21 protein-coding genes are annotated in these 22,122 nt (G+C 44.8%); 8 read left to right on the plus strand and 13 right to left on the minus strand.

Annotated features, from left to right (window positions below; all coding sequences use genetic code 11):
- Positions 1-64: 64 nt before the first annotated feature.
- A complete protein-coding gene (locus tag AB4482_RS13460; RefSeq protein WP_017065764.1) occupies positions 65-367 on the plus strand; it encodes a thiamine-binding protein in 303 nt (100 codons plus the stop codon).
- A gap of 57 nt (positions 368-424) precedes the next feature.
- Here AB4482_RS13460 and AB4482_RS13465 read toward each other — a convergent pair whose 3' ends face one another.
- Together AB4482_RS13465 and AB4482_RS13470 are read right to left on the minus strand one after the other, a co-directional pair.
- Positions 425-592 (minus strand): hypothetical protein, encoded by a 168-nt coding sequence (locus tag AB4482_RS13465; RefSeq protein WP_017060325.1) that lies wholly within the window; start codon positions 590-592, stop codon positions 425-427.
- A gap of 109 nt (positions 593-701) precedes the next feature.
- On the minus strand, positions 702-965 hold the full coding sequence (locus tag AB4482_RS13470) for a DUF1289 domain-containing protein (protein WP_017060324.1): 264 nt from the start codon (positions 963-965) through the stop codon (positions 702-704).
- Positions 966-1,153: 188 nt separating this feature from the next.
- Here AB4482_RS13470 and AB4482_RS13475 point away from each other — a divergent pair, with 188 nt between their 5' ends.
- The 5 genes from AB4482_RS13475 to AB4482_RS13495 all read left to right on the plus strand — a co-directional run bounded on the left by AB4482_RS13475 (position 1,154) and on the right by AB4482_RS13495 (position 6,124).
- Positions 1,154-1,600: an META domain-containing protein gene (locus AB4482_RS13475; protein WP_004734625.1), complete on the plus strand. Its 447-nt coding sequence runs from the start codon at positions 1,154-1,156 to the stop codon at positions 1,598-1,600.
- A gap of 428 nt (positions 1,601-2,028) precedes the next feature.
- Complete coding sequence (locus AB4482_RS13480; protein WP_017060323.1) at positions 2,029-3,195, plus strand: ABC transporter substrate-binding protein; 1,167 nt, start codon at positions 2,029-2,031, stop codon at positions 3,193-3,195.
- Between the two features lie 5 nt (positions 3,196-3,200).
- Entirely contained in the window at positions 3,201-4,901 is a 1,701-nt protein-coding gene (locus tag AB4482_RS13485) for an ABC transporter permease (protein ID WP_017060322.1), read from the plus strand.
- Positions 4,867-5,517 (plus strand): ATP-binding cassette domain-containing protein, encoded by a 651-nt coding sequence (locus AB4482_RS13490; protein WP_017065359.1) that lies wholly within the window; start codon positions 4,867-4,869, stop codon positions 5,515-5,517. Before AB4482_RS13485 ends, AB4482_RS13490 begins: the two co-directional genes overlap by 35 nt.
- A complete protein-coding gene (locus AB4482_RS13495) occupies positions 5,507-6,124 on the plus strand; it encodes a CDP-alcohol phosphatidyltransferase family protein (protein WP_017060320.1) in 618 nt (205 codons plus the stop codon). Before AB4482_RS13490 ends, AB4482_RS13495 begins: the two co-directional genes overlap by 11 nt.
- Before the next feature lie 93 nt (positions 6,125-6,217).
- Here the strand turns inward: AB4482_RS13495 and AB4482_RS13500 are convergent, their stop codons facing one another.
- The 4 genes from AB4482_RS13500 to AB4482_RS13515 all read right to left on the minus strand — a co-directional run bounded on the left by AB4482_RS13500 (position 6,218) and on the right by AB4482_RS13515 (position 11,273).
- A complete protein-coding gene (locus AB4482_RS13500; protein ID WP_372058812.1) occupies positions 6,218-7,171 on the minus strand; it encodes a class I SAM-dependent methyltransferase in 954 nt (317 codons plus the stop codon).
- An 8-nt stretch (positions 7,172-7,179) separates the two neighbouring features.
- A complete protein-coding gene (locus AB4482_RS13505) occupies positions 7,180-7,878 on the minus strand; it encodes a TIGR01621 family pseudouridine synthase (RefSeq protein WP_017060318.1) in 699 nt (232 codons plus the stop codon).
- A 178-nt stretch (positions 7,879-8,056) separates the two neighbouring features.
- Entirely contained in the window at positions 8,057-9,673 is a 1,617-nt protein-coding gene (locus tag AB4482_RS13510) for a methyl-accepting chemotaxis protein (protein WP_372131669.1), read from the minus strand.
- A 166-nt stretch (positions 9,674-9,839) separates the two neighbouring features.
- Positions 9,840-11,273, minus strand: coding sequence for a sodium-dependent transporter (locus tag AB4482_RS13515; RefSeq protein ID WP_050543975.1), 1,434 nt, complete (start codon positions 11,271-11,273; stop codon positions 9,840-9,842).
- A 366-nt stretch (positions 11,274-11,639) separates the two neighbouring features.
- On the opposite strand from AB4482_RS13515, the gene cls reads away from it, so the two are divergent.
- Entirely contained in the window at positions 11,640-13,094 is a 1,455-nt protein-coding gene (gene cls / locus AB4482_RS13520) for a cardiolipin synthase (RefSeq protein WP_372131667.1), read from the plus strand.
- Between the two features lie 183 nt (positions 13,095-13,277).
- Complete coding sequence (locus tag AB4482_RS13525) at positions 13,278-14,462, plus strand: cystathionine beta-lyase (RefSeq protein ID WP_017065338.1); 1,185 nt, start codon at positions 13,278-13,280, stop codon at positions 14,460-14,462.
- Between the two features lie 244 nt (positions 14,463-14,706).
- Here the strand turns inward: AB4482_RS13525 and AB4482_RS13530 are convergent, their stop codons facing one another.
- From AB4482_RS13530 to pspA, 7 genes are all read right to left on the minus strand, one after another.
- Positions 14,707-15,273 (minus strand): DNA-3-methyladenine glycosylase I, encoded by a 567-nt coding sequence (locus AB4482_RS13530; RefSeq protein ID WP_372131665.1) that lies wholly within the window; start codon positions 15,271-15,273, stop codon positions 14,707-14,709.
- Between the two features lie 76 nt (positions 15,274-15,349).
- A complete protein-coding gene (locus AB4482_RS13535; RefSeq protein WP_108208853.1) occupies positions 15,350-18,460 on the minus strand; it encodes an efflux RND transporter permease subunit in 3,111 nt (1,036 codons plus the stop codon).
- Positions 18,453-19,538 carry an efflux RND transporter periplasmic adaptor subunit gene (locus AB4482_RS13540; RefSeq protein ID WP_108208854.1) on the minus strand — a complete coding sequence of 362 codons (1,086 nt, stop codon included), beginning with the start codon at positions 19,536-19,538 and terminating at the stop codon, positions 18,453-18,455. The genes AB4482_RS13535 and AB4482_RS13540 overlap by 8 nt, the downstream gene beginning before the upstream one ends.
- Position 19,539: 1 nt before the next feature.
- Positions 19,540-20,574, minus strand: a complete 1,035-nt coding sequence (locus tag AB4482_RS13545) for an efflux RND transporter periplasmic adaptor subunit (protein ID WP_108208855.1) — start codon at positions 20,572-20,574, stop codon at positions 19,540-19,542.
- Between the two features lie 157 nt (positions 20,575-20,731).
- Positions 20,732-21,118, minus strand: coding sequence for an envelope stress response membrane protein PspC (gene pspC / locus AB4482_RS13550; RefSeq protein WP_029222097.1), 387 nt, complete (start codon positions 21,116-21,118; stop codon positions 20,732-20,734).
- A complete protein-coding gene (gene pspB, locus AB4482_RS13555; RefSeq protein ID WP_004734605.1) occupies positions 21,111-21,344 on the minus strand; it encodes an envelope stress response membrane protein PspB in 234 nt (77 codons plus the stop codon). The genes pspC and pspB overlap by 8 nt, the downstream gene beginning before the upstream one ends.
- A 14-nt stretch (positions 21,345-21,358) precedes the next feature.
- Positions 21,359-22,030: a phage shock protein PspA gene (gene pspA, locus AB4482_RS13560; protein WP_108121478.1), complete on the minus strand. Its 672-nt coding sequence runs from the start codon at positions 22,028-22,030 to the stop codon at positions 21,359-21,361.
- Positions 22,031-22,122: the final 92 nt, after the last annotated feature.

Consider the following 22,122-nt stretch of genomic DNA (forward strand, 5'->3'; position numbering starts at 1 on the left):
CTGCAACAATTCCCTATCCTAGAGTAAGCAGAAAGTGTCTGAGTTAAAAAGAGAAAAAGAAGTGATGGTTGCCTTCCAAGTGATACCTCGCGTTAAAGAAGGCAACAACTTCGAAGTGGTTGATAAAGCCATTGAAGTTGTGAAAGCTGCCGATGTGCCTTTCCAAGTCGGTGCGATGGAAACTACGATGAAAGGTGAACTCAACCAATTACTCGATATCGTTAAAAAAGCAGAACAAGCTTGCTACGATGCAGGGGCGGTAGAAGTGATCACAAACATTAAGATTCACAGTAAAACCACCGAGGCCGATGATACATTTTGCACGTACCATCGTGGTGTAACGAAAGCGAATCACATGTTTGTTTAATCACATTTTTGTTTCTGAAAACTGAGCTTTAAGAAAGGCTCTGAAGAACCAGTGGTGTTATTGGAAAGGCATGTCTGAGAGGTGAGAAAGGATTTCCATTCGTTCTTCTTCTGACATCGAATGCCAATCACGCGGAGTCTCTTCAGGGTCATCTTTTGCCCCGATCGGTTTTCGGTCAAGTGCTTTGACTGGCTCTTTTTTGATTTTTACGTTCTTTTTATTCATACCGACACCACTCCTTCAGGTACAAAGGTACCTACTTTAATATTACACCCCAACCATTATGTAAAGTAATAGTTACTTCGGAGTTAAATAAAATCTAAATACTTCCTCTTTAGCCAAAAAGATCTCTTTGGGGACTGGTATTTCCCTCTTCATCGACCTGCTTACCAATCAAGTTTTTTTGATTCATTATTTTTCTTCTATAGCGCTGACGACACAGCTTTATCACGTGCAATTGTTCTGACGGTGTCATCGACATCCAATTAAAGCGCTCTTCTCTCTTGCGCATACAACCGTTGCAATAGCCTTTGTCATCGCTTGAACAAACCCCAACGCAAGGGCTTGGAACTTGGAAAAACTCTAACTGCTCCACCATGCCTCCTTACACATTCAAAATTACGCTTACTCTCTCAAAAATAAGCGATTAATTTGTCGCCTGGCTCGTGAAATCCATACTAAACTATGACCTTATACTGACACATATAGTGTTTTGTAAACTATACTTTGAACCCATCAAGTTACACTTATCCGGTAACTTCGTTCTTTCCTTTGGAGCCTTATAATATGAAGTTTAGTTCAAAAAAATTACTAGCAGTAGCCGCTTTACCTATGATGCTAGCAGCATGCACAACAACAGGTGACAACGCGATGCAAGTAACACCAACCGATCTACAGCACCATAATTGGGAACTTGCGCAAATTGATGGCAAGGACATTGTGAAAAGCGAAGACCAAGCAGCTCCTCGTCTAGAGATCGGCGAAAAGATGACTGCAAACGGCATGGCTGGTTGTAACAACTTCTTCGGTCAAGGCGAGCTGAAAGACGGTCAATTCCGTATCAAGCAAATGGGCATGACAATGAAAATGTGTCACGGCTCTGCGATGGAAATCGAACAATCGGTTTCTGCTACTCTTAGCGAGTGGAGCGACGTAACGCTAACAAACGATACGCTAGTACTGAAAAACGATGTACACACGCTAACGTACACAATTCGTGACTGGGTAAACTAATCCGTCATCGAAACCAAATACTGATTAAAGGAGCCTGATGGCTCCTTTTTTATTGTCAGCTTGCCCTCACTACTTCTTCAAAATTGACGCTCATCGCCGACTTTTCGTACCAGCCTCCAATAAACCTCAAAAATCTCTCATTTAGATGCAATAAATTCAACGGTTCAGCGGTCTGTTGCTAGGATGGCAAAAGCCTAGAGTCTGTCGAGTTTTCGAGATGATTACGTATCGAACAAAACTCGACCGCGAACTCCCTGCTTATTCTCAAGTAATTGATTGAATTTACTGTTGAATTAGAATTTATTTCAGAAACAGATAGAATAACTATTAGGGCATGTTGATCTTTCGTTAACCACGAAGGGTCAATACGCACTAGGGAGTTCGAAAATACAATGCTCTTGCCCGTTCACTACCAAATGGAAAAGTTTATGAACAAGATAGTAAGTACGTTAGGAATCATGGCAACCGTTGCATACAGCGCAACCATTTATGCTGATGAAGCAACATCCACCGACAGCTGGAACCAAATAGAACAGCAGGCAGAGGGAGAAACTGTCTACTTTCACGCTTGGGGCGGAAGCCAAGAGATCAATCGTTACCTACAGTGGGCAGGCAAGAAATTACAAAGTGACTACGGTGTCACGTTAAAGCATGTGAAAGTGACCGATATTGCGGAAACCACCACTCGACTGCTTGCTGAAAAAGCAGCAGGAAAGAACAGTGAAGGCAGCGTCGATATCGTCTGGATTAATGGCGAGAACTTCCGCTCGATGAAAGACAACGCGCTATTGTTTGGGCCATTTACAGAGTCACTTCCAAATTGGCAGTATGTCGATAAGTCTCTGCCGATTGATGTTGATTTCTCAGAGCCGACAGAAGGCTTGGAAGCACCGTGGGGCGTGGGACAACTTGTGTTCATTCACGATCAAGAGACACTACACAACCCGCCACAATCGTTTTCAGAGATGTTGAGCTACGCTCAAGCTTTCCCAAATCGCTTAAGCTACCCTCGCCCACCAGAATTTCATGGCACGAGCTTCATTAAGTCTCTATTGATTGAACTAACAAACAATAACCCTGCACTGGCTCAGCCGGTTTCAGAAGACAACTTCCAAGAAGTGACGGCACCACTGTGGGCTTACTTAGATAAATTCCATAAAGTGGCTTGGCGCGGTGGCAAACAATTCCCAGCAGGCACATCGGAAAGCATCCAACTTCTGGATGACGGACAGATCGATCTCGCGATTACGTTTAATCCAAACTCTGTTTATTCAGCACAAGCCAGTGGTCGCTTAGCCGAAACCACTAAGGCTTATGCTCTAGAAAGCGGCGCTCTATCTAACATTCACTTCCTGGCGATTCCTTGGAATGCCAATGCAACCGCAGGTGCTCAAGTGACCATTAACTTCTTATTGAGCCCGGAAGCACAGTCTCGCAAGGGTGACCTCAATGTTTGGGGCGATCCTTCGGTTCTGAGCAGCAAATACCTGACTGGCAGCGCTAAAAACACCCAGCAATTTAAATCGGTTGATGAACCACACCCTAGCTGGCAAAACGCGCTCGAGAAAGAGTGGCTTAAGCGATACGGTAACTAGTCTTCATGCTACGCGCTCTATATTTTGTTGTTATAGCTGTATGCATTATCCCGACCATTCCTGGGGTAGCGGGAGTCGTGGCTTCGTCACTGAGTTTCATCCCGCCCCTTGGTTTAGAGGAGCCGACACTCAACGGTTTTAGCCAAGTCTTTCAATGGGAAGGGGCTTGGCACTCTATTGGCTTAAGCCTAGGTTCAGCAATTGCAAGCAGCTATATAGCCTGCTTCCTGACCTTTTGTATTCTTCAAGCCTCTTGGGGAAACAAGTTTTGGAGAAAGATTGAGTTTACGCTATCGCCAATGCTTGCCATTCCACATGTAGCTTTCGCTATCGGCTTTGCTTTTCTGTTTAGTCCAACGGGGCTTGGCGCAAGAGCGGTACATCACTTGCTCGGCGAATCGGCTACCAGCTCTGAATTGGCGTTATTGGTGAAAGACCCATACGCGTTCGGCTTAATTATTATGCTCGCACTCAAAGAAGTCCCCTTCTTATTGCTGATGAGCATTTCGATACTTCAGCAAATTGATGTAGAGCGTATCACCAAGGTCAGTGCATCGCTCGGTTACAGCCGCGCTCAGATCTGGTGGAAATGTATTTTCCCACAATGGTTTACCAAGCTTCGTTTCCCAATGCTGGCGGTACTCGCTTACAGTGTCTCGGTTGTCGATATTGCTTTGATCATAGGCCCAACCAACCCGCCGACCTTTGCCGTTTTGGTATGGCAATGGTTCAACGATCCGGATCTTAACCTACTTCCGCGAGCTGCTGCTGGTGCCATCGTTTTGTTTGGTTTAGCTTCGTTGATCATCGCCTTGGCGCGTTTAGTTGAATGGGCGGTTCTTAAGTACTTTCGAACTTGGCAGTATTCCGGAAGAACAGGGGCAAACCTTCCGGGGAAAACGGTATTCACTGTCCTTGCTAGCCTTTCACTGCTGATCATTCCTTTAATGGTAATTTGGAGCGTTGCTCAGCGTTGGCGCTTCCCTGATTTACTGCCGAGCCGCTACAGCATGCGCTTCTGGGAGTTCGAGTGGGATGCCATCATGAGTACTGTGGGTCAAAGCTTATGGATTGGTCTGATTGCCGCTTCAGTCGCTTTGTTGCTTGCGCTGGTGGCTCACGAATACAGAATCAAATACAAGTGGCAAGTTCCGGGCTTCATTATCGCTATTCCAATGCTAATACCACAGCTTTCAGTGTTGTTTGGTATGCAAGTCACGACCCTCTACATCGGCAGTAGTGCCTATGAGTTCTGGGTGATTTGGGCGCATGTTTTCTTTGCTTTCCCGTTCGTGTATCTGTCTTTGGATGGCCCGTGGAAAAGCTTCAATGATGGGTTGATTAAAGCCTCGCTGAGCCTAGGTAAATCGCCATTTCAGAGTTGGTATTCGATCAAACTACCAATCTTGCTTCCTGCGATTGCCTTTGCTTGGGCGGTCGGGATCAGCGTGAGTTTGGCCCAATACCTTCCAACATTAATGCTCGGCGCGGGCCGTATTAGCACGATCACCACAGAAGCCGTTGCACTTACCAGTGGTTTCGACCGCAGGGTGACAGCAATCTATGCCATTTGGCAGGCCCTATTGCCTCTGTTCTTTTTCTCTTTAGCGATATTAGTCAGCCGACTTCAACTCAGATATCGCCGTCTTACTTTTAAAGGTTTCCTAAGTAATGAGTCTGTACCTCAACGACCTCGCCATCCGTAAAACCGATGGAGATTCGCTGTTCTCAGCGCTAAACGTCACATTAGAATCTGGCCAAATACTGGCTTTGATGGGGCCGAGTGGCTGCGGAAAGTCGACCTTACTGGATGCGATTGCTGGTCACTTAAGTGAAGAGTTTTCGTACTCTGGCACCGTTGTGTTGAACAATATTCAGCTCGACGAGCTTCCATCACATCAGCGTGAAGTCGGTATTTTGTTTCAAGATGACTTGTTGTTTCCGCACCTCAAAGTATGGGAAAACTTGGCCTTTTCGTTACCGAACTCTGTTAAAGGTTCCGCTCGCCAAAAACAAGCAATGGCTGCACTAAAAGACATAGAGCTAACTCACTTAGCTGAATCTTTCCCGGATCAAATATCCGGCGGTCAACGCGCAAGAATAAGCTTGACTCGTATGTTGTTAGCCAAGCCTAAACTCGCCCTGCTTGACGAACCGTTCAGTAAGTTAGACCAAGAGCTCAGAGCACAATTTCGCGATTGGGTCTTCGAACAGCTGACCAAAGCGAATATCCCTACATTAATGGTCACGCACGACGAAGCCGATGTACCTCAAGGGGCAGAAGTACTGTCTTGGCCATGGAGAAGTAACCATGCTGGATAAGTACTCCATTAAGGTCATTAAGTGGCCATTAAATCAGTCTGCTAAGTTACTAAACCAATTGGGTATCACGGCCAATCAAACCACGTTATTCGGATTTCTGATTGGGTGTTTAGCGTTTCCAGCGTTGGCATTTCAACAATATGAGTGGGCGTTAGGCTTCATTGTGTTTAATAGAGTATGTGATGGGCTTGATGGAGCCTTGGCTCGAATCCAAGGCATTAGTGATGCGGGCGGTTTCCTCGATATCAGCCTAGATTTCCTATTCTACTCGCTGATCCCTTTTGGATTTGTCATTGCCAACCCAGAACACAACGCCATTGCCGGTGCATTTTTGATTTTCTCTTTTATCGGCACAGGCAGCAGCTTTTTAGCGTTTGCGGTTATGGCAGGCAAGCGAGGCATTGAAAACCCAGTCTATAAGCATAAGTCTCTGTACTACATGTCAGGGCTAACCGAAGGCACTGAAACCATCGCTTGTTTCATCGCGTTTTGTATTTGGCCTCAACACTTTGCAGTTATCGCTTACACCTTTGGTGCAGCTTGTTGGCTAACCACGTTCATGCGTATTTATTTTGGTTTTCAGACACTAAAAAACCAAGCTAGTTAATAAATGAGTTAGTTTCTTGCACCTATAAAAACGCCGCTCATTGTGAGCGGCGTTTTCTATATTAGTATGGATAATGCCCGCTAAATCATGACATCAAGCTTCAGCTGAAGCCGTGATTTTAAACCTCAATACCTTTAGGCTTGAATCAAGGTCGACATCGACAAACTCAGGCGGGTTGTCCAGACGCTCAATGAACTCAACGCTTGGTGCTTCTTCTGCCATCGTCTCAATCAGGAAGTTTGGTGATACTGCTGGTGAGTTCACACACGCAATCACTTCACCGCCTTCAGTTAGAAGTTCAGGCAAACGACGTAAGATTTTTTTGTAATCTTTGGTTAGAGCAAAGCTGCCTTTTTGGAACGAAGGTGGATCGATGATAACGAGCTCGTAAGGACCGCCCTTCTTGATTTTCCCCCACGACTTAAAGATATCGTAGCCAAGGAAGTTAACCGAGCGCATATCGTGTTCATTCAGACGGTGGTTATCGCGACCTTTGTTTAGCGAGCCACGTGACATGTCCACGTTCATGCATTGACGAGCGCCACCAGCGATAGCCGCGACAGAGAAACCACAAGTGTATGCAAACAGGTTAAGAACGTTCTTATCCTTGGCATTATCTTGTACCCACTGACGACCATTACGCATGTCTAGGAACAAACCGAAGTTCTGATTACGGCCAATGTCTAATTGGTACTTAAGGCCATGCTCAACCACAACCGGAGAGTCATTCAACTCACCCCATAGAACCTCTGAAGGCGCACCATCGGCATAACGGTGTTGCAGAACAATGCTTGTGCCCTGCTTTGATTGCCAGATATCTTTGTTGGTGAGTTCAACCAATCCAGCTTTAAGAGATGACAAGAATTCATCGTTGACTTCTTTAAACACGTTAACCAGTAGCTGTCCATCAACCCAGTCACATGTCAGTTGCTCTAGACCAGGCCAAAACTTACCGCGCCCGTGGAAAATACGGCGTAGTTCGTTTGGTACTTCATTAAGTTGCTGTTCAATATGACTAAAAAACAGAGGTAAAGCTGATGCTTCCATTATTTCACTCACTTAGTGTTTAGCTTTGGCCAAGTTAATGACCAAGGTTCAAGCCAACTGTCCAAACCGTTCGACACGGTTTCCTGATGCCACTTCTCACCCAAAGAGTTTAAGCTCCTTGGGTCGCAGACATATTCGTAGGCTTGTGATTGATAGGCAAATCGAATCGCGAAGGCATGTAGATAACCTCTGTCAGCCTCACTCGATGGATTATAAATAGGGTCACCAACAATGGCTGAGCCGATCGACTTCATCGCGACACGGATCTGGTGAGTTCGCCCTGTATAGGGTTTGCATAACAGCAGACGCTCACCGGGTTCAGCCGTTGCTGATAAAAACTGAGTAATCGCCGGGTTCTCTTTGGATGTCAGAAGTTTCCAACTTGAGCGTCGTGAACGCTCCATGTCTCCTGAGATCAAACCTTGCTTTTTCTTTGGCTTCTTAGAGCCAATCGCAAGGTAGTATTTTTCTACTTCACGCTTTGCAAATAGCTGTGAAAGCTCGCTCGCCGCCGACGCATTTTTTGCCAGCAGCAGAATGCCCGAAGTCATTTTATCTAGTCGATGAACGAGATACAGCTTAGGCTCATTAATTGCCTTAGCAACTTCTTGAAGCAACATGGTATCGCCATCGTCTTTGTGGACGCTGACTCCAGGATGCTTATTGATAAGTAAAAAATCAGAGTGGTTCAGAAGAATATCGAACATGTAAAGGCTAGCTCCATTGTAGAACGTGGAGTATACCTCGTCTGAACCCAGATTCCAGCTACGAAAAAGCCCAACTCACTCAATAAATATTGAATCGTTGGGCTTCTTTTCAGCAACTAGCGATCAGTGCGTGGTCTTTACTCGATTACCAATAGGTAAATAGAACCAAGCTACCGCTTTACCCCAGTTTAAACTTACCAACTAATGCTTCTAGCTCAGCAACCTTAGCGTTCAAGCCTGATGTATTTTCGGAGCTACGAGTTGCTAGCTGCAGAGATTGCTCAGAGATATCGCTAATCGCGGTAATGTCCGCTGCAATTTCTTTGGTCACAGCCGTCTGTTCTTCTGCCGCAGTCGCAATAGAGTTAACCATGCTTTGTACATTGCCCGCACCGCTCACAATCGCTTCTAGAGCCGAAACCGCACCTGAGCTTTGCTCAACACCAATCTCAACTAAACGACAGTTATCTTGAGTGTAAGTCACCGCTTCTTGAGTGCCCGATTGAATCGATTGAATGATGCCCGAGACTTCTCGTGTCGCTTTGGTTGTTCTTTCTGCTAGCGCTCGCACTTCATCGGCTACCACAGCAAAACCACGACCAAACTCGCCTGCACGCGCAGCCTCAATCGCAGCGTTAAGAGCTAACAGGTTAGTTTGCTCAGCAATGTCTTCGATTACCTTGATAACGCTACCAATCTGCTCACCGTGAGAACCTAGAGTATTCATTTGCAACGACATATCGCTCATTTGAGTCGACACTTGTTGAATACTCGCCACCATCTCAACAATCACGTTGCGGCCATCTTCTGCAGAGGTTTCTGAGCGACGTGCTTCTTCATAAGTAGACGTGCCCTGCTGCGCCACTTCTGAAATGGTCAAGCTTAACTCTTCAGCAGCCGTTGCAATTAAGTTGGCCTTATCAGCTTGAGCAGAAGCGCCCGTTACGATGTCTTGACTAATAGAAGATAGTTCGCCCGTAACAGATTGAACTTCATGGGTCACAGAAGAGATAGAACCTAATAAGTCCACTAACGACTTCTGCATCTGGTTAATCGACTTAGCCAGTTCAGCCAATTCATCACCAGAATCATCAATAATGTCGCCTGCCGTTAGGTCACCATTTGCTACACGTCGTGCTACTTGTTCTACACGAGTAAGACGATTGGTAATAGAGCTAGACAATAGATACGCAATCACACAACCAAAGACAATCGCAATAGCAGACAACACCATGATGGTGCGCTCGATGGTAGTAAACGTGTCGGTTAGTGTCAGTAGTGACTGTTCTGTATCTGCGCGCTCACTTGCTGACGCTTGATCCAGTAAGTTCTCAATAGGGATAAGATTGCTCTCATACAAAGATCGTAGCTGTTGAATATTGGCTAGTAGCGCAGCTTCATCATTGATCTTCGGCACAAGCTTTGATTCAAACTCTTGAGTGAAACGCCCCATCAGGTCTTCAATTCGCTGAATACGGCGGTGGTCTTCCGAACCTCTACTCTCCAAACGCTTAGCCTGCTCGATAGCTTGAGCAAATTCGTTCTTGTTGGTTCGATAATCATTGAGTGCATTATCGACCAGAGTGATTGCACCCAGAGCATCTCGATAGACATCTCCAGCTTCATCGATCAAAACAAGGTAGGTAACGGTACCCGGTACATCATCTAATCTAATCTCATCGGCGCTCTTATGAGCGCCAATAACTTCCATCCATACAATACCGACTAACGTGACAAGCACCGCCAATATAGAGCCAAAACCGGCATACAGTTTCTTTCTCACTGACAATTTCAAACAACACCTACCTAAATCAAAATATAGCTCTAACAGCTATTCGTTCCATTTATATCGGCTATCAGACGGATACCTTTAATGGTTATTTTTCTTAGATAATTAAGTTCCAGACATAAAAAAACGGGAGCTAATGAGCTCCCGTTTATCAAATTACTTTATCTTGCGATTAGAACTTCTTAGAAATCAGCGCAAAACCAGCAATGATACCAATACCTAGTAGCATGATTGCACCTTTACCGCTATCGAAGCCAGAAGAGATACCCATGAACGCAACGATTGCGATAGCTACAGGGATGATGTACTTAACTAGTGTGTACCATAGACCAAATAGTGGGAAAGAGACTTCACCGTCGTTAGTGATTTCTTTCTCTAGGTCTGCACGGTTTAGTCTCCAACCAGCGAAGATACATACCAACATACCGCCAACCGCTAGGAAAATCTTATCCGTTAGTAGGTCGAAAATGTCGAACGCGCCAGTATCAAACAGTGTTGGACCGAAGCCGCCAAGTGATAGAGAAGCGAAGATACATAGAATCGCCATTACAACACTTGCAGACAGTACCGCTGTTACACGCTTCATGCCTTTCTCATCGATTAGGTAAGAAACCACAACTTCAAGTAGAGATACTGAAGATGTTAGTGCCGCAACACTCAAACCAACGAAGAACATAAGAGCAAATAGAAGACCGATTACGCCGCCCATTTCAGCGAATAGCTGAGGAACAACAACGAATACTAAACCAGGGCCCGCTGCAGGTTCCATACCGAACGCGAACATTGCAGGGAACATTGCAACACCAGCTAGAATAGCAACACCAGTATCCATTGCGGTTACCATTGCTGTTGTCTGAACTAGGTTCTCTTTCTTCTTAAGGTAAGAACCGTATGTCATCATACAACCCATACCAAGACTTAGAGAGAAGAATGCTTGACCTAGAGCGGCTAGGATTACATTGCTGTCTACTTTAGAGAAGTCAGGACTGAATAGGAACTCAAGACCAGCCATCGCGCCCGGAAGCATAATGCCTTTGATTGATACTACAATAAGGATAATGAAAAGAAGCGGCATCAGAATCTTACCTGCTTTCTCAATACCACCAGAGATACCTTTCATAACGATAACAACGTTAAGTAGTAGGTATAAGCCCATCCACATTAGTGGTTGAACTGGGTTTGAGATAAAGCCACCAAAGCTATCACCAATTGCTTCTGGTGCGTCTAGAAGACCACCTGCAATTTTACCGATGTATGCGATTGACCAACCGCCTACTACTGGGTAGAAACCCATGATAAGTAGACCACTGAATACGCCGATAACGCCAGCGAACGTCCAACGACGGTCAGTTGTTTTAAATGCACCTACTGCTGATTTTTGCGTATGACGGCCAATCGCAAATTCAGTCAGCATGACACTGAAACCAATAAAAATTACAAAAAACAGGTAAATGGCAACGAATGCACCACCGCCACTTTCGCCTGCTGTGTATGGGAATTTCCAAATGTTACCTAAGCCAACAGCAGAACCTGCTGCAGCCATTACGAATCCTAACTTCGAACCCCAGGTATCGCGGGGTGTTGTGGTTGTATTACTAGTAGCCACGTGTACTCCAAACTTTTGTGTTATGTGATGTTGTGTTTTGCTTTGGGTGGCGTCTTTAAAAGGAAGGTGTATAAATAAATTTACACACCTAAAAGATTTGATTGACGCTCGTTGTCTAGCAAGTAAACCAGTTTAAGAATAAAATTGGAAGAGCATACCGTACAAATTTCGTTAAAGATGTAAATTTTTATGGTTAAATGCCGACTTTTCATACAAAACAATCGTTTTCTTCTTAAGTTGACCAAAAATTAACAACTTTAACCTATTTACATCTTTTGCTCTATTTTGTAAATAGTTGATTCCTTAAATTCCCATATCCGTTAAATAGCATTACTATCTAAGTGTCTCTTTTTTCGAGTATTCAATGTGGATAAGCTTTATCATTTTTTAACTTTGGCCTCTGTTGTTTTGTACTGGGTTCTCGTAGCCGGTGTGACGTTTCGTGTTGTACTAAAACGACGCTCTGTCAGCGTTTCTCTTGCTTGGCTAATGGTTATCTACATTATCCCGATTGTTGGTGTAGCTTGTTACTTCCTTTTTGGTGAGCTAAACCTAGGCAGAAAAAGGGCTGAACGCGCTCATCGTATGTTTACCCCTTTCGGCGACTGGTTCCGTCAATTGAATGATTGCCAACTTCACCAACCAGGGAAAGTCGGCTCCCCTATCCATAAGATTGACGAGCTTTGTAACAATCGAATGGGCATCCCTGCACTCAGTGGAAACACTCTATCGCTGCAATCTTCACCAAACGAGATCCTACACGCAATTATCGAAGATATAGAAAATGCACAAACCAGTATCAAGATGGTTTTCTATATTTGGCATCCAGGTGGCCTGACCGATTCGGTTGCCTCTGCGCTGATTCGCGCTGCAAAACGTGGCGTAGATGTTAAAGTTTTGCTCGATTCAGCCGGTAGCCCTCGCTTTTTCAAAAGCCACTGGCAGTCAATGATGAAGGACGCAGGCGTTCAAGTCGTACAAGCACTAGAAGTGAGCCCATGGCGTATTTTTTTACGTCGCCTAGATTTAAGACAACACCGCAAAATCATTGTGATTGACGAGACTATCGCCTATACGGGTTCAATGAACATGGTCGATCCTGCTCACTTCAAACAAAGTTCCGGCGTTGGTCAGTGGATTGATGTAATGGTCAGAGTGACTGGGCCAACCGTTAATGTGTTATCCGCTATTCATGGCTGGGATTGGGAAGTTGAGACTGGTGAACGCATTCTCCCTGATATACCTGAATGCCCAGTTGAAGAAATCATGACACATCATCCGGTTCAAGTAGTGCCGTCTGGCCCTGGCATGCCGGAATATTTGATCTTACAAGTACTGACCATCGCCATCAATCAAGCGAATCATTCTGTACGTATTACTACACCTTATTTTGTGCCAAGTGCTGACTTACTCGAAACACTTAAGATGACAGCTCAACGCGGCGTAACTGTAGAACTGATCATTCCACACAATAACGATTCACTAATGGTTAAATGGGCTTCTCGTGCGTTTTATACCGAGTTGCTTGAAGCTGGCGTGAAGATCTATGAATTTTACGGTGGCCTTCTTCATACCAAATCGGTAGTGATCGATGAAGAGTTTTGCTTGATCGGAACCGTCAATATCGACATGCGCAGTTTGTGGCTCAACTTTGAAGTGACTCTGGCTGTGGATGATGTGCATTTCACGCAAAAACTGTCTGAGCTGCAGAAATCTTATATCTCTTCATCCCACTCTGTAGAGTTAGAACAGTGGGAGCAAAGAAACCTTAGTAATCGCTTCTTTGAGAGGCTGTTCTACTTGTTCAACCCACTCCTATAATTCCAGCAATGAGTCGATTATGGCTCGTTGTTTCCCCATCGATCATTTTTAACCTTTCACTGTTAACTGAGTGAAAGGTTAAAAATCGTAAGAAAAGCGCAAAAAATCCCCGCTCCGCTCTTGCTTTGAACACTCTTGGCATGTTTTAAATAGGACATAACCGATTGATAAGGAATTCACAGCATGTCCGAGAACAAAACCACTAAACTTATCACTGCCGGTCGTGATAAGAAGTGGACCAATGGTGTTGTTAACCCACCAGTACAACGCGCTTCAACTGTCGTATTTAACTCAGTAGAAGAGAAGCGTAAAGCTACGATTAACCGCGCTAACAAGACCCTTTTTTACGGACGTCGTGGAACCAACACTCATTTTGCCTTCCAAGATGCGATGGTTGAAGTAGAAGGCGGCGCGGGTTGTGCACTGTACCCGTGTGGTACAGCAGCAATTTCGAATGCCATTCTCTCTTTTGTAGAAACAGGTGATCATATTTTAATGGTTGACACCTGCTACGAACCTACTCGTGATTTCTGTGACACCATCATGAAAAAGATGGGGGTAGAGACAACTTACTACGAGCCAACGATTGGTGAAGGTATCCAAGACCTTATCAAGCCAAACACTAAGGTGCTGTTTACTGAGTCTCCAGGCTCTGTCACCATGGAAGTGCAGGATATTCCAACACTAGCGCGTATCGCTCATGAACATGACATCATCGTTATGCTAGACAATACTTGGGCGGCTGGCGTGAACTTCTCACCGTTTGATTTTGGTGTTGATATCTCGATTCAAGCAGCGACCAAATACATCGTGGGTCACTCTGATGTGATGCTAGGTACGGCAGTCGCCAATGAGAAATGCTGGGATCAACTAAGAGAGCAAAGTTACTTGATGGGGCAATGTGTCTCACCTGATGATGCTTATTTAGGGCTTCGCGGCATTCGTACTCTTGATGTGCGTCTACGCCAACACGCAGAAAGCAGCTTGAAGGTCGCAAAATGGTTAGAGACTCGTCCTGAAGTTAACCACGTTCGTCACCCTGCTCTTGAGTCTTGCCCAGGCCATGAATTCTTCAAACGAGATTTTACTGGCGGTAATGGCTTGTTCTCTTTTGTACTAAACAACTCTAATATCAAAGCGACGACAGCGTTACTTGATGGAATGACACATTTTAGTATGGGTTACTCTTGGGGTGGATTTGAAAGTTTGATTCTAGCTAACGAACCAAGCAGTTTTGACAGCTTGAGAACTGTTGCCAATCCTAATTTCGAAGGTACCTTGATACGTGTTCATATTGGGTTAGAAGATGTTGATGACCTGATTGCTGATCTAGAGGCGGGATTAGAACGTTATAGCGCTCTGATTTAATCTGAGACGATAGGTCTAATATGCAAAAAAGGCAGGATATTCCTGCCTTTTTCTGTTTAAAGCATAACTCAAAATACTCATATTCAGATACTTCAGCTCATAATACAAACCGCTCATAGTCCAGAAGCTTTCAAAGCCAATATTGAACCTTAAAGCACATCCACTTAAAGATCTCAGAGCGATGAAAAAATGGCTATGAATTTTTCAATTTCTAAGTGATTGTTCCGCTGAAATAAATAACACTTTATTTGTGTGGGCAACCGACTAAATGATCATTAACCATACCTGTCGCTTGCATAAACGCGTAACAGATTGTTTCCCCTACAAACTTAAAGCCTCTTTTTTTCAAAAACTTACTCATTGCTTTAGATTGCTCGGTAGAAGCGGGAACTTGAGACATCTCAGTCCAGTTGTTTTCTATCACCTTGTTATCGACAAATTGCCACAAAGCATTTGATAAAGAGCCAAACTCTTTCTGGAGTTCAAGTGTTGCTCGAGCATTACCGTATACAGAGGCGATCTTGCCCTTATGCTTAACCACATCGAAGTTTTCAATGATATGAGGCACGTTGTCTTCATTCAACTCAGCTAGCTTGTTTAAATCGTAATTATCAAATGCAGCACGATAGCCTTCACGCTTTTTAAGGATCGTAATCCAGCTAAGACCCGCCTGAGCGCCTTCTAAAGTAATGAACTCAAACAGAACTTGGTCATCATAAACAGGCACTCCCCACTCTGCGTCGTGGTACTCCCTTTCAAGCTCATGTTTAAGCGCCCATGCACACGTTCTATCCACTGTATTCGCTTCCATTTCGATAGTCTCTTTTAGTAATCGTACATAAAAATAATGCCCCAATTAGGGGCATTATTTCAAAGGTTAGTTGACGTTAAGCCACTTCAATTTTATGGAATAAACGATACAGCACAGGTACTACGATTAGCGTGAGTACAGTCGCAAAGCCTAAACCAAACATGATGGTTACTGCCATTGGTTTAAAGAAGATGTCCGGTAGTAGAGGGATCATACCAAGAATGGTGGTGATCGCAGCCATACATACCGGACGAACACGACTCAGTGCCGCATCAACAACCGCTACATATGGATCTTTACCGGACTTCATCTCAATCTCAATTTGGTCAAGCAGTACGATACCGTTCTTAAGTAGCATCCCGGATAAACTCAAGAAGCCTAGCAATGCCATGAAGCCAAATGGTGTATTCAAGGCTAATAAGCCTGTCGTTACCCCGATTAGCGCTAATGGAACCGTTAGCCAAACAATTAGCGGTTCTTTGACCGAGTTGAACAAGAACACGGTAATCAAGAACATGAACAGGTAACCCATCGGCATAGTGGTAAACAGAGACGCTTGTGCATCAGCAGATGACTCATATTCACCACCCCACTCCAACGAATAACCCGGTGGCATCTCAATCGCTTCAATTTGTGGCTGTAAGCGTTTCTGTAACGTCGAAGCCGTTTCTTCACCCAATAGGTCGTTGTCGGCCATTACCGTCAGCATACGCTTACGGTTCTTACGGATGATAAGTGGATCTTCCCATTCCAATTCGTAGCCAAGCGTCACTTGCTGCAACGGAATATATTCGCTTAATGCCGGGCTCCAAATCTTCATACCTTCGATGTTGCGAATATCAACTCGCTCATCTTCAGGTAAACGAGCCACAATAGGCATCAACGTAGTACCATCACGATACACACCAATCGACTTACCAGAGAAAGACATCGCTAGGAAATCATCAACGTCAGACTTGGTAATACCATAACGACGCGCTTGGCTTTCATTGAACTGAGGCTCTAATACCTTAGTTCTTTCACGCCAATCATGACGAACGTTAAATGCTCCGTCATCAGCACGCATGATGTCCATAACTTGAGCTGCGATTGAACGTAGCACGGTTGGGTCTGAACCGACGATTCGAGCCTCAATTTTCGCACCGCCACTAGGGCCTAATTCAATTTGCTTAAGTTTGTAATCAATTTCAGGGAACTGACTGTCAACGTGTTCACGGAAGCGACGCATCAGCCCTTCAAGTACCTGATAATCTGTCACACGAACCGTGATTTCGCCATACGCGCTATAACTCTTCTCGGGTGAGTAGGTCAACATGAAACGCTGCAGACCTTTACCGGCCGTGGTCGTGATATGTTCAACTTCACTTTGTTCCGACAACCAACTCTCAAGCACTCTCAACTTGGTATTAGTTGCTCGAATATCCGTACCTTCTGGCATCCAAACATCCACTTGGAACATCGGAGTAGTTGAAGATGGGAAGAATGCTTGTTTCACAAAGCCAAAACCGTACACACTCGCACCTAAACCAATCACCAGAACGATCATGGTTAGCCACGCGCGTTTCATACAGAACTCAAGGAAGTTTTTATAGATAACAAAAACCATCCCGTTGTATGGATCTTTGCCTTCGTTATCGGGATCAACCTTCTGTCCTCTGAAGAAGATATCGGCAAAAAACGGCGTGATCGAGATGGCAGTAAACCAACTCAGCATCAATGAAATCAATAGCACCGTGAACAAAGTGCCACAGTATTCGCCCGTTGAATCTTCAGACAAACCAATTGGAGCAAACGCGGTGACCGCAATCACCGTTGCGCCAAGCAGTGGCCATTTGGTTTGGGTCACGATATCAGTGGCGGCCTGCATCCGGGTTCGCCCCTTCTGCGTGCCGATCAATATCCCCTCCACCACCACAATGGCATTATCCACCAGCATCCCCAAGGCAATAACCAACGCGCCCAGTGAAATACGTTGAAGGTCGATTTTGAAGTACTGCATGAAAATAAAGGTGCCGAATACGGTCAATAGCAGTATCAAACCAATCAACAGACCCGATCGTACTCCCATGAAGAACAGTAACACCACGATTACGATCGCAACCGCCTGCCCTAAACTCACCACAAATCCGCTTACCGACTTGTTCACCTCTTTAGGTTGGTTATAAACCTCGGAGATGTCGATACCGACGGGTTGTTGATATTTAAGCTCGGCGAGTCTTCGATCAAAGTCTTCACCCACTGCGACCACGTTCACGCCTTGCGCAAAAGAGACACCCAGGTTAAGCGCGAGTTCGCCGTTATAACCAATGATGTTACTCGGTACCTCAACGTAACCACGAGTTACATTCGCCACATCTTTTAGATAGATAAGCCCTTGAGCGCCACCTTCCGTAAGAATCAAATCTCCAAGCTGTTCAACGTTCTGGAACTCACCCGTTGGATGGATTCGAATATATTCATCACCAATCCTTACTGCTCCTGCACTTGATACAATATTTTGAGTCGATAAAAGGTTAAATACCGTGCTTGGAGACAGACCCAGAGAGCTTATCCGCTTCATCGATATCTCAATGAATACTTGCTCTTGTTGTTGACCAGAAACAGAGACCTTACTGACCCCATCAACCAACTCCAGCTCTCGCCTTAGATAATCAATGTAATCCAGCAGCTCTTTGTAGCTATAACCATCACCCGTCACCGCAAGCAAGATCCCGTAAACGTCACCGAAGTCATCAATGACTTGAGGATCATTGACCCCAGGTGGCAGTTCAACCTTAAGATCATTCACTTTTCGGCGAAGTTCATCCCAAATTTGCGGAAGATCGTCTGGGCCGTAGTTGTTCTTCATCGTTACCGTTACCTGAGACAGGCCACGGCTTGAAATAGAGTTCACTTCGTCGACATAGGTAAGCTGTTGAATCGCTTTCTCTAGTGGGTAGGTAACTTCTTCTTCCACCTGCTGAGGCGTTGCCCCCGGGTATGAAGTCACGACCATTGCATCTTTGATGGTAAAGGCAGGATCTTCTAAACGCCCCAAACCGAAGAATGCTGAAACACCACCAATAAGAAAGATCAGAGATAGCATCCAGCTAATGACTTTGTTACGTATAAAGTAAGAAGCAACACCTGTGATCTGATCATCACCCTGTTGATCGTCATTTTGGGGCTTGTTATTTACTTCACTCATTGTTCGTCTCCTGAGACAATACTTCCACTGTCATCCCATCTCGCAATCGCGATACGCCTGCAACAACGACATGCTGCCCCATTTCCAATCCTTTCACTACCTGCAATGTTTCCTGGTTTGCTTTTCCTAACACGACTTGTTGTTTCGAGACTGTCTTGTCGTCGTTAAGCACCCATACATAAGAGTTCTGGCGCGTTAAATCATCGCCATCCGCATTAAACACAGCTTCGATTGGGATAAGTACCCCAGCTTTTAACTCCAAGCCGATATCTCGCCCATTTGACGTCACCTCAACGGCCATACCATCCAGAATTAAATCATCTTCCGGCATAGGTAGAGCAAGCGTCACCGTGAACGTGCCCGTGCTTGGGTCAGGTTCAGTGGTGAACTCCTTAATAGCCGCCGTGTATTCATTGCCACTGGGTACTCTTACCACAGCCTCAACATTCGATAACAGCTGTTCGCTAGGCTGATTCACGTAAATCTGGTCAGGCAGTTGGATAACAACCTCAACATCTTCGACACTGTGAATGTTCACGACCTGCTGGCCTACCTGAATATTTTCATATTGATCAACACTGACACGAGAAATGATCCCATCAACAGGGGCACGAAGCTTAGTGAACGACAAGCGCAGTTTTGCGAGCTCCAGTTCGGCATAAGCGATCTGGCGTTGAGCAGCAATTTCATCAAACTGTGACTTCGCCAATAAACCTTTCTTCACTAGCGGACTTGAACGTCTGTATTGACTGTTAATTACCGTGTAACGCGCCTGAGCATTGTCGACATCCAGTTGATAATCGGTAGGGTCAAGCTCTGCAATGATGTCTCCTCGTGAAACACGCTCACCTTCTTTCACATCAAGCTTATTGATTTCACCAGCGACTCGAAAGCTGAGATGAGCCTTCTCGGCAGCGTTTGCAACCGCAGGGAAATAGAGTTTGTCGCTAAAGTCGATGACTGAAATCTCGATAGCTTTAACCAAGGGCGTGTTATTCACTTCTACAACTTGTTTATCTTCACAAGCCGTAAGTAAAGCCAAGCACGACAGTCCAGCGGCCACTTTAAGTGTTTTCATGTTATAGCCCCCTTTCCTTGATCCACTCTCGAACTTTAACGCCCGGTTCAAGACCATTAACACCAGAAGTTACGATGCGATCACCATCGTTCAACCCTGAAACAATATGGCGCTTTTCATCGATGATGATTGCGACATTTTCAACAATACCGTCGCTATTCACGCGCCACACAGAGACATCATCGCCATCAGTCATCATTGCTGATGTGGGAATTTTTGTGGCGGCTGCTAACGCTGAAACTAAATGAACTGTGCCTGACATACCCGGCAAAATACCAACATCGGTGGGTCTTTCCATTACCATGGTGACTTTGTACGACCCGGTTTTGGGATCCGCTTCAGTATCAACTTCTTGGAAGGTTAAAACGTAAGAGTTTTCAGGAAACGCATCAAAAACCATGGTTGCATCCATCTCGAACCCTGATGAAAAGCGCGTAATAAGTTGGTCGGGTAATAAGAAGACGACTTTAAGAATTTGATTGGTTTGAATATTCATCACGCCTTGTTTAGCCGCAATGTATTCATGGTTTTCAGCAGGAATGATGGAAATGGTTCCGTCATACGGCGCAACCAAAGTGGTGTAGCGAAGATTCGCGTTAGCTTGATTAAGCACCGCGCGAGCTGAATTGTGGTTCGCTTTCGCTTGGTCGAAATCTTGCTCTGATACCACACGATCTTTACGAAGTTTGATCGCACGTTGATATTGAACATCGGCTAGCTGAAAATTCGCTTTTGCTTGCTTCTCGAGTAGTTGATATTCATCGGGATTTAACTTAGCAAGCTCGTCGCCTTTAGACACGTGCTGCCCAGCGGTCACATCGATGCTCTGCAATAACCCAGGAACACGGAATGCGAGTACCGCTCTGTCACCAGCTTCTGTGGTAGCAGGGAAATTACGCTCAAAGGCATTATTACCGACGGAGACAGTGAAGAGTTTGGCGGGTCTGGACTCAGGTTCAGGCACGGGAGGAAGCTCCTTACCACACCCAGACAACCCAACTAAGGCTGTCAATAGGACAAGGGAGGCTCTATACATTGGTGATCATCCATATCTATAAATATTTTTATAACATAGATTAATCACATGTAACTTACCAGTCAGCGTAAGATTTATTTAGAAAAAATTATTAAAAAAAATAACGGCTTGGAATAAATTTTCCTAAACCGTTATCTAATCTTTTTTAGGTTTACCACTACATGTTCTTAAATGCGCGGTCGACTTTGAAAGTATCCGAAGTCACATAAGCTTCCATATTGCGGACACTAGTCTCTAATTTCTGGAAATCACCCTCTAAAGTGCCCAGTAACGACTCTGCGGTTTGCCCTTTTTCCCAAGGTTTTTGCTTGAGCGTGTGCTCCTGTTTAGCCTTCATTTGATCGACATACTGAGGTGGTTGTTTTTCAAGCATAAATGTCAAAGCTACATACGCTAATAACACCAAAAAGCTACCACCAAGCAGTGCCGCTGAGATAACCAAGATACGAACCAACCACACTTCAAGGCCAAAGTAGTTCGCTAACCCTGCACACACGCCAGACAGCTTACCGTTAATAGGATCGCGATACAGTTCTCTACTCATAGTTTCGTCTCCAGTTAGGTGACTCCGCATCCAGTATTTTTTCTAGTGTTTTCACTCGGTCTTGCATCGATTCAGCTTGAGCAGAAAGCTTGTGCAAACGCTGAAGATCCGTTTCTGAAAGACCATTACTGGATTTCTTCTTGCTGCGGTAATGTAAGAACAACCATAGCGGTGCCACGAAGATTAAAAAGACAATCAGTGGGCCTGCAATTAGAAATGTTGACATAGACAACTCCTAAATTATTTATCGCGGTTTTCAACTTGTTGCTTCAGTTTCACCAGCTCTTTTTCAATTTCATCTTGAGCTTGTAGATCTGCAAATTCTTGGTCTAACGATTTTGCGTTACCTGTTTTGGCGTAAACATCTGCTTCAGCTTCTAATTCATCCACTTTACGCGAGAATTGCTCAAACTTCGCCATTGCTTCGTGGGTTTTGCTTGAATGCAGATGCTTTTGAACATCACGACGATTGCTTGCCGCATTATTACGAATCATTAATGCTTGCTGCTTCGCACGTGTTTCTGCGATTTTGGTTTCAAGCTTGCCAATCTCACTGGTCAGCTTTTCGATGGTTTCGTGAACCAAGGTTTGCTCTGTGTGAAGGCTTTTGATTATATCTTCAAGTTTTTGCTTTTCGATTAGCGCCGCTCTAGCTAAGTCTTCACGTTGTTTAGTCAGTGCTAGTGTCGCTTTGTTTTGCCAATCTAGAATCTGAGTTTCGATAGCTTCAACTTTACGTGCTAACTCTTTTTTATCTGCGATAGCTTTAGCGGAGTTAGTGCGAACCTCAACCAGCGTATCTTCCATTTCTTGGATAATCAGGCGAATCATCTTTTCAGGATCTTCAGCCTTGTCTAAAAGTGCACTGATGTTCGAATTTACAATGTCTGCAAAGCGAGAAAAAATACCCATGAGGAACTCCTTAATTACAATGATGGCAAATGCGTTTCAAATCGTTGTGCGACTTTATCAATCCACTTGCTCAAAAATTTACGTTTGTTGTT

The sequence above is a fragment of the Vibrio sp. 10N.222.55.C7 genome, from assembly GCF_041473335.1.
Classification (GTDB): Bacteria; Pseudomonadota; Gammaproteobacteria; order Enterobacterales; family Vibrionaceae; genus Vibrio; species Vibrio crassostreae_C.

Excerpts from the sequence above, each read along its gene's own strand:
- AB4482_RS13460 (WP_017065764.1), top strand. The coding sequence starts at position 65 with ATGGTTGCCTTCCAAGTGATACCTCGCGTTAAAGAAGGCAACAACTTC.
- AB4482_RS13465 (WP_017060325.1), bottom strand. The coding sequence starts at position 592 with ATGAATAAAAAGAACGTAAAAATCAAAAAAGAGCCAGTCAAAGCACTT.
- AB4482_RS13470 (WP_017060324.1), bottom strand. The coding sequence starts at position 965 with ATGGTGGAGCAGTTAGAGTTTTTCCAAGTTCCAAGCCCTTGCGTTGGG.
- AB4482_RS13475 (WP_004734625.1), top strand. The coding sequence starts at position 1,154 with ATGAAGTTTAGTTCAAAAAAATTACTAGCAGTAGCCGCTTTACCTATG.
- AB4482_RS13480 (WP_017060323.1), top strand. The coding sequence starts at position 2,029 with ATGAACAAGATAGTAAGTACGTTAGGAATCATGGCAACCGTTGCATAC.
- AB4482_RS13485 (WP_017060322.1), top strand. The coding sequence starts at position 3,201 with ATGCTACGCGCTCTATATTTTGTTGTTATAGCTGTATGCATTATCCCG.
- AB4482_RS13490 (WP_017065359.1), top strand. The coding sequence starts at position 4,867 with ATGAGTCTGTACCTCAACGACCTCGCCATCCGTAAAACCGATGGAGAT.
- AB4482_RS13495 (WP_017060320.1), top strand. The coding sequence starts at position 5,507 with ATGCTGGATAAGTACTCCATTAAGGTCATTAAGTGGCCATTAAATCAG.
- AB4482_RS13500 (WP_372058812.1), bottom strand. The coding sequence starts at position 7,171 with ATGGAAGCATCAGCTTTACCTCTGTTTTTTAGTCATATTGAACAGCAA.
- AB4482_RS13505 (WP_017060318.1), bottom strand. The coding sequence starts at position 7,878 with ATGTTCGATATTCTTCTGAACCACTCTGATTTTTTACTTATCAATAAG.
- AB4482_RS13525 (WP_017065338.1), top strand. The coding sequence starts at position 13,278 with ATGTCCGAGAACAAAACCACTAAACTTATCACTGCCGGTCGTGATAAG.
- AB4482_RS13530 (WP_372131665.1), bottom strand. The coding sequence starts at position 15,273 with ATGGAAGCGAATACAGTGGATAGAACGTGTGCATGGGCGCTTAAACAT.
- AB4482_RS13535 (WP_108208853.1), bottom strand. The coding sequence starts at position 18,460 with ATGAGTGAAGTAAATAACAAGCCCCAAAATGACGATCAACAGGGTGAT.
- AB4482_RS13540 (WP_108208854.1), bottom strand. The coding sequence starts at position 19,538 with ATGAAAACACTTAAAGTGGCCGCTGGACTGTCGTGCTTGGCTTTACTT.
- AB4482_RS13545 (WP_108208855.1), bottom strand. The coding sequence starts at position 20,574 with ATGTATAGAGCCTCCCTTGTCCTATTGACAGCCTTAGTTGGGTTGTCT.
- pspC (WP_029222097.1), bottom strand. The coding sequence starts at position 21,118 with ATGAGTAGAGAACTGTATCGCGATCCTATTAACGGTAAGCTGTCTGGC.
- pspB (WP_004734605.1), bottom strand. The coding sequence starts at position 21,344 with ATGTCAACATTTCTAATTGCAGGCCCACTGATTGTCTTTTTAATCTTC.
- pspA (WP_108121478.1), bottom strand. The coding sequence starts at position 22,030 with ATGGGTATTTTTTCTCGCTTTGCAGACATTGTAAATTCGAACATCAGT.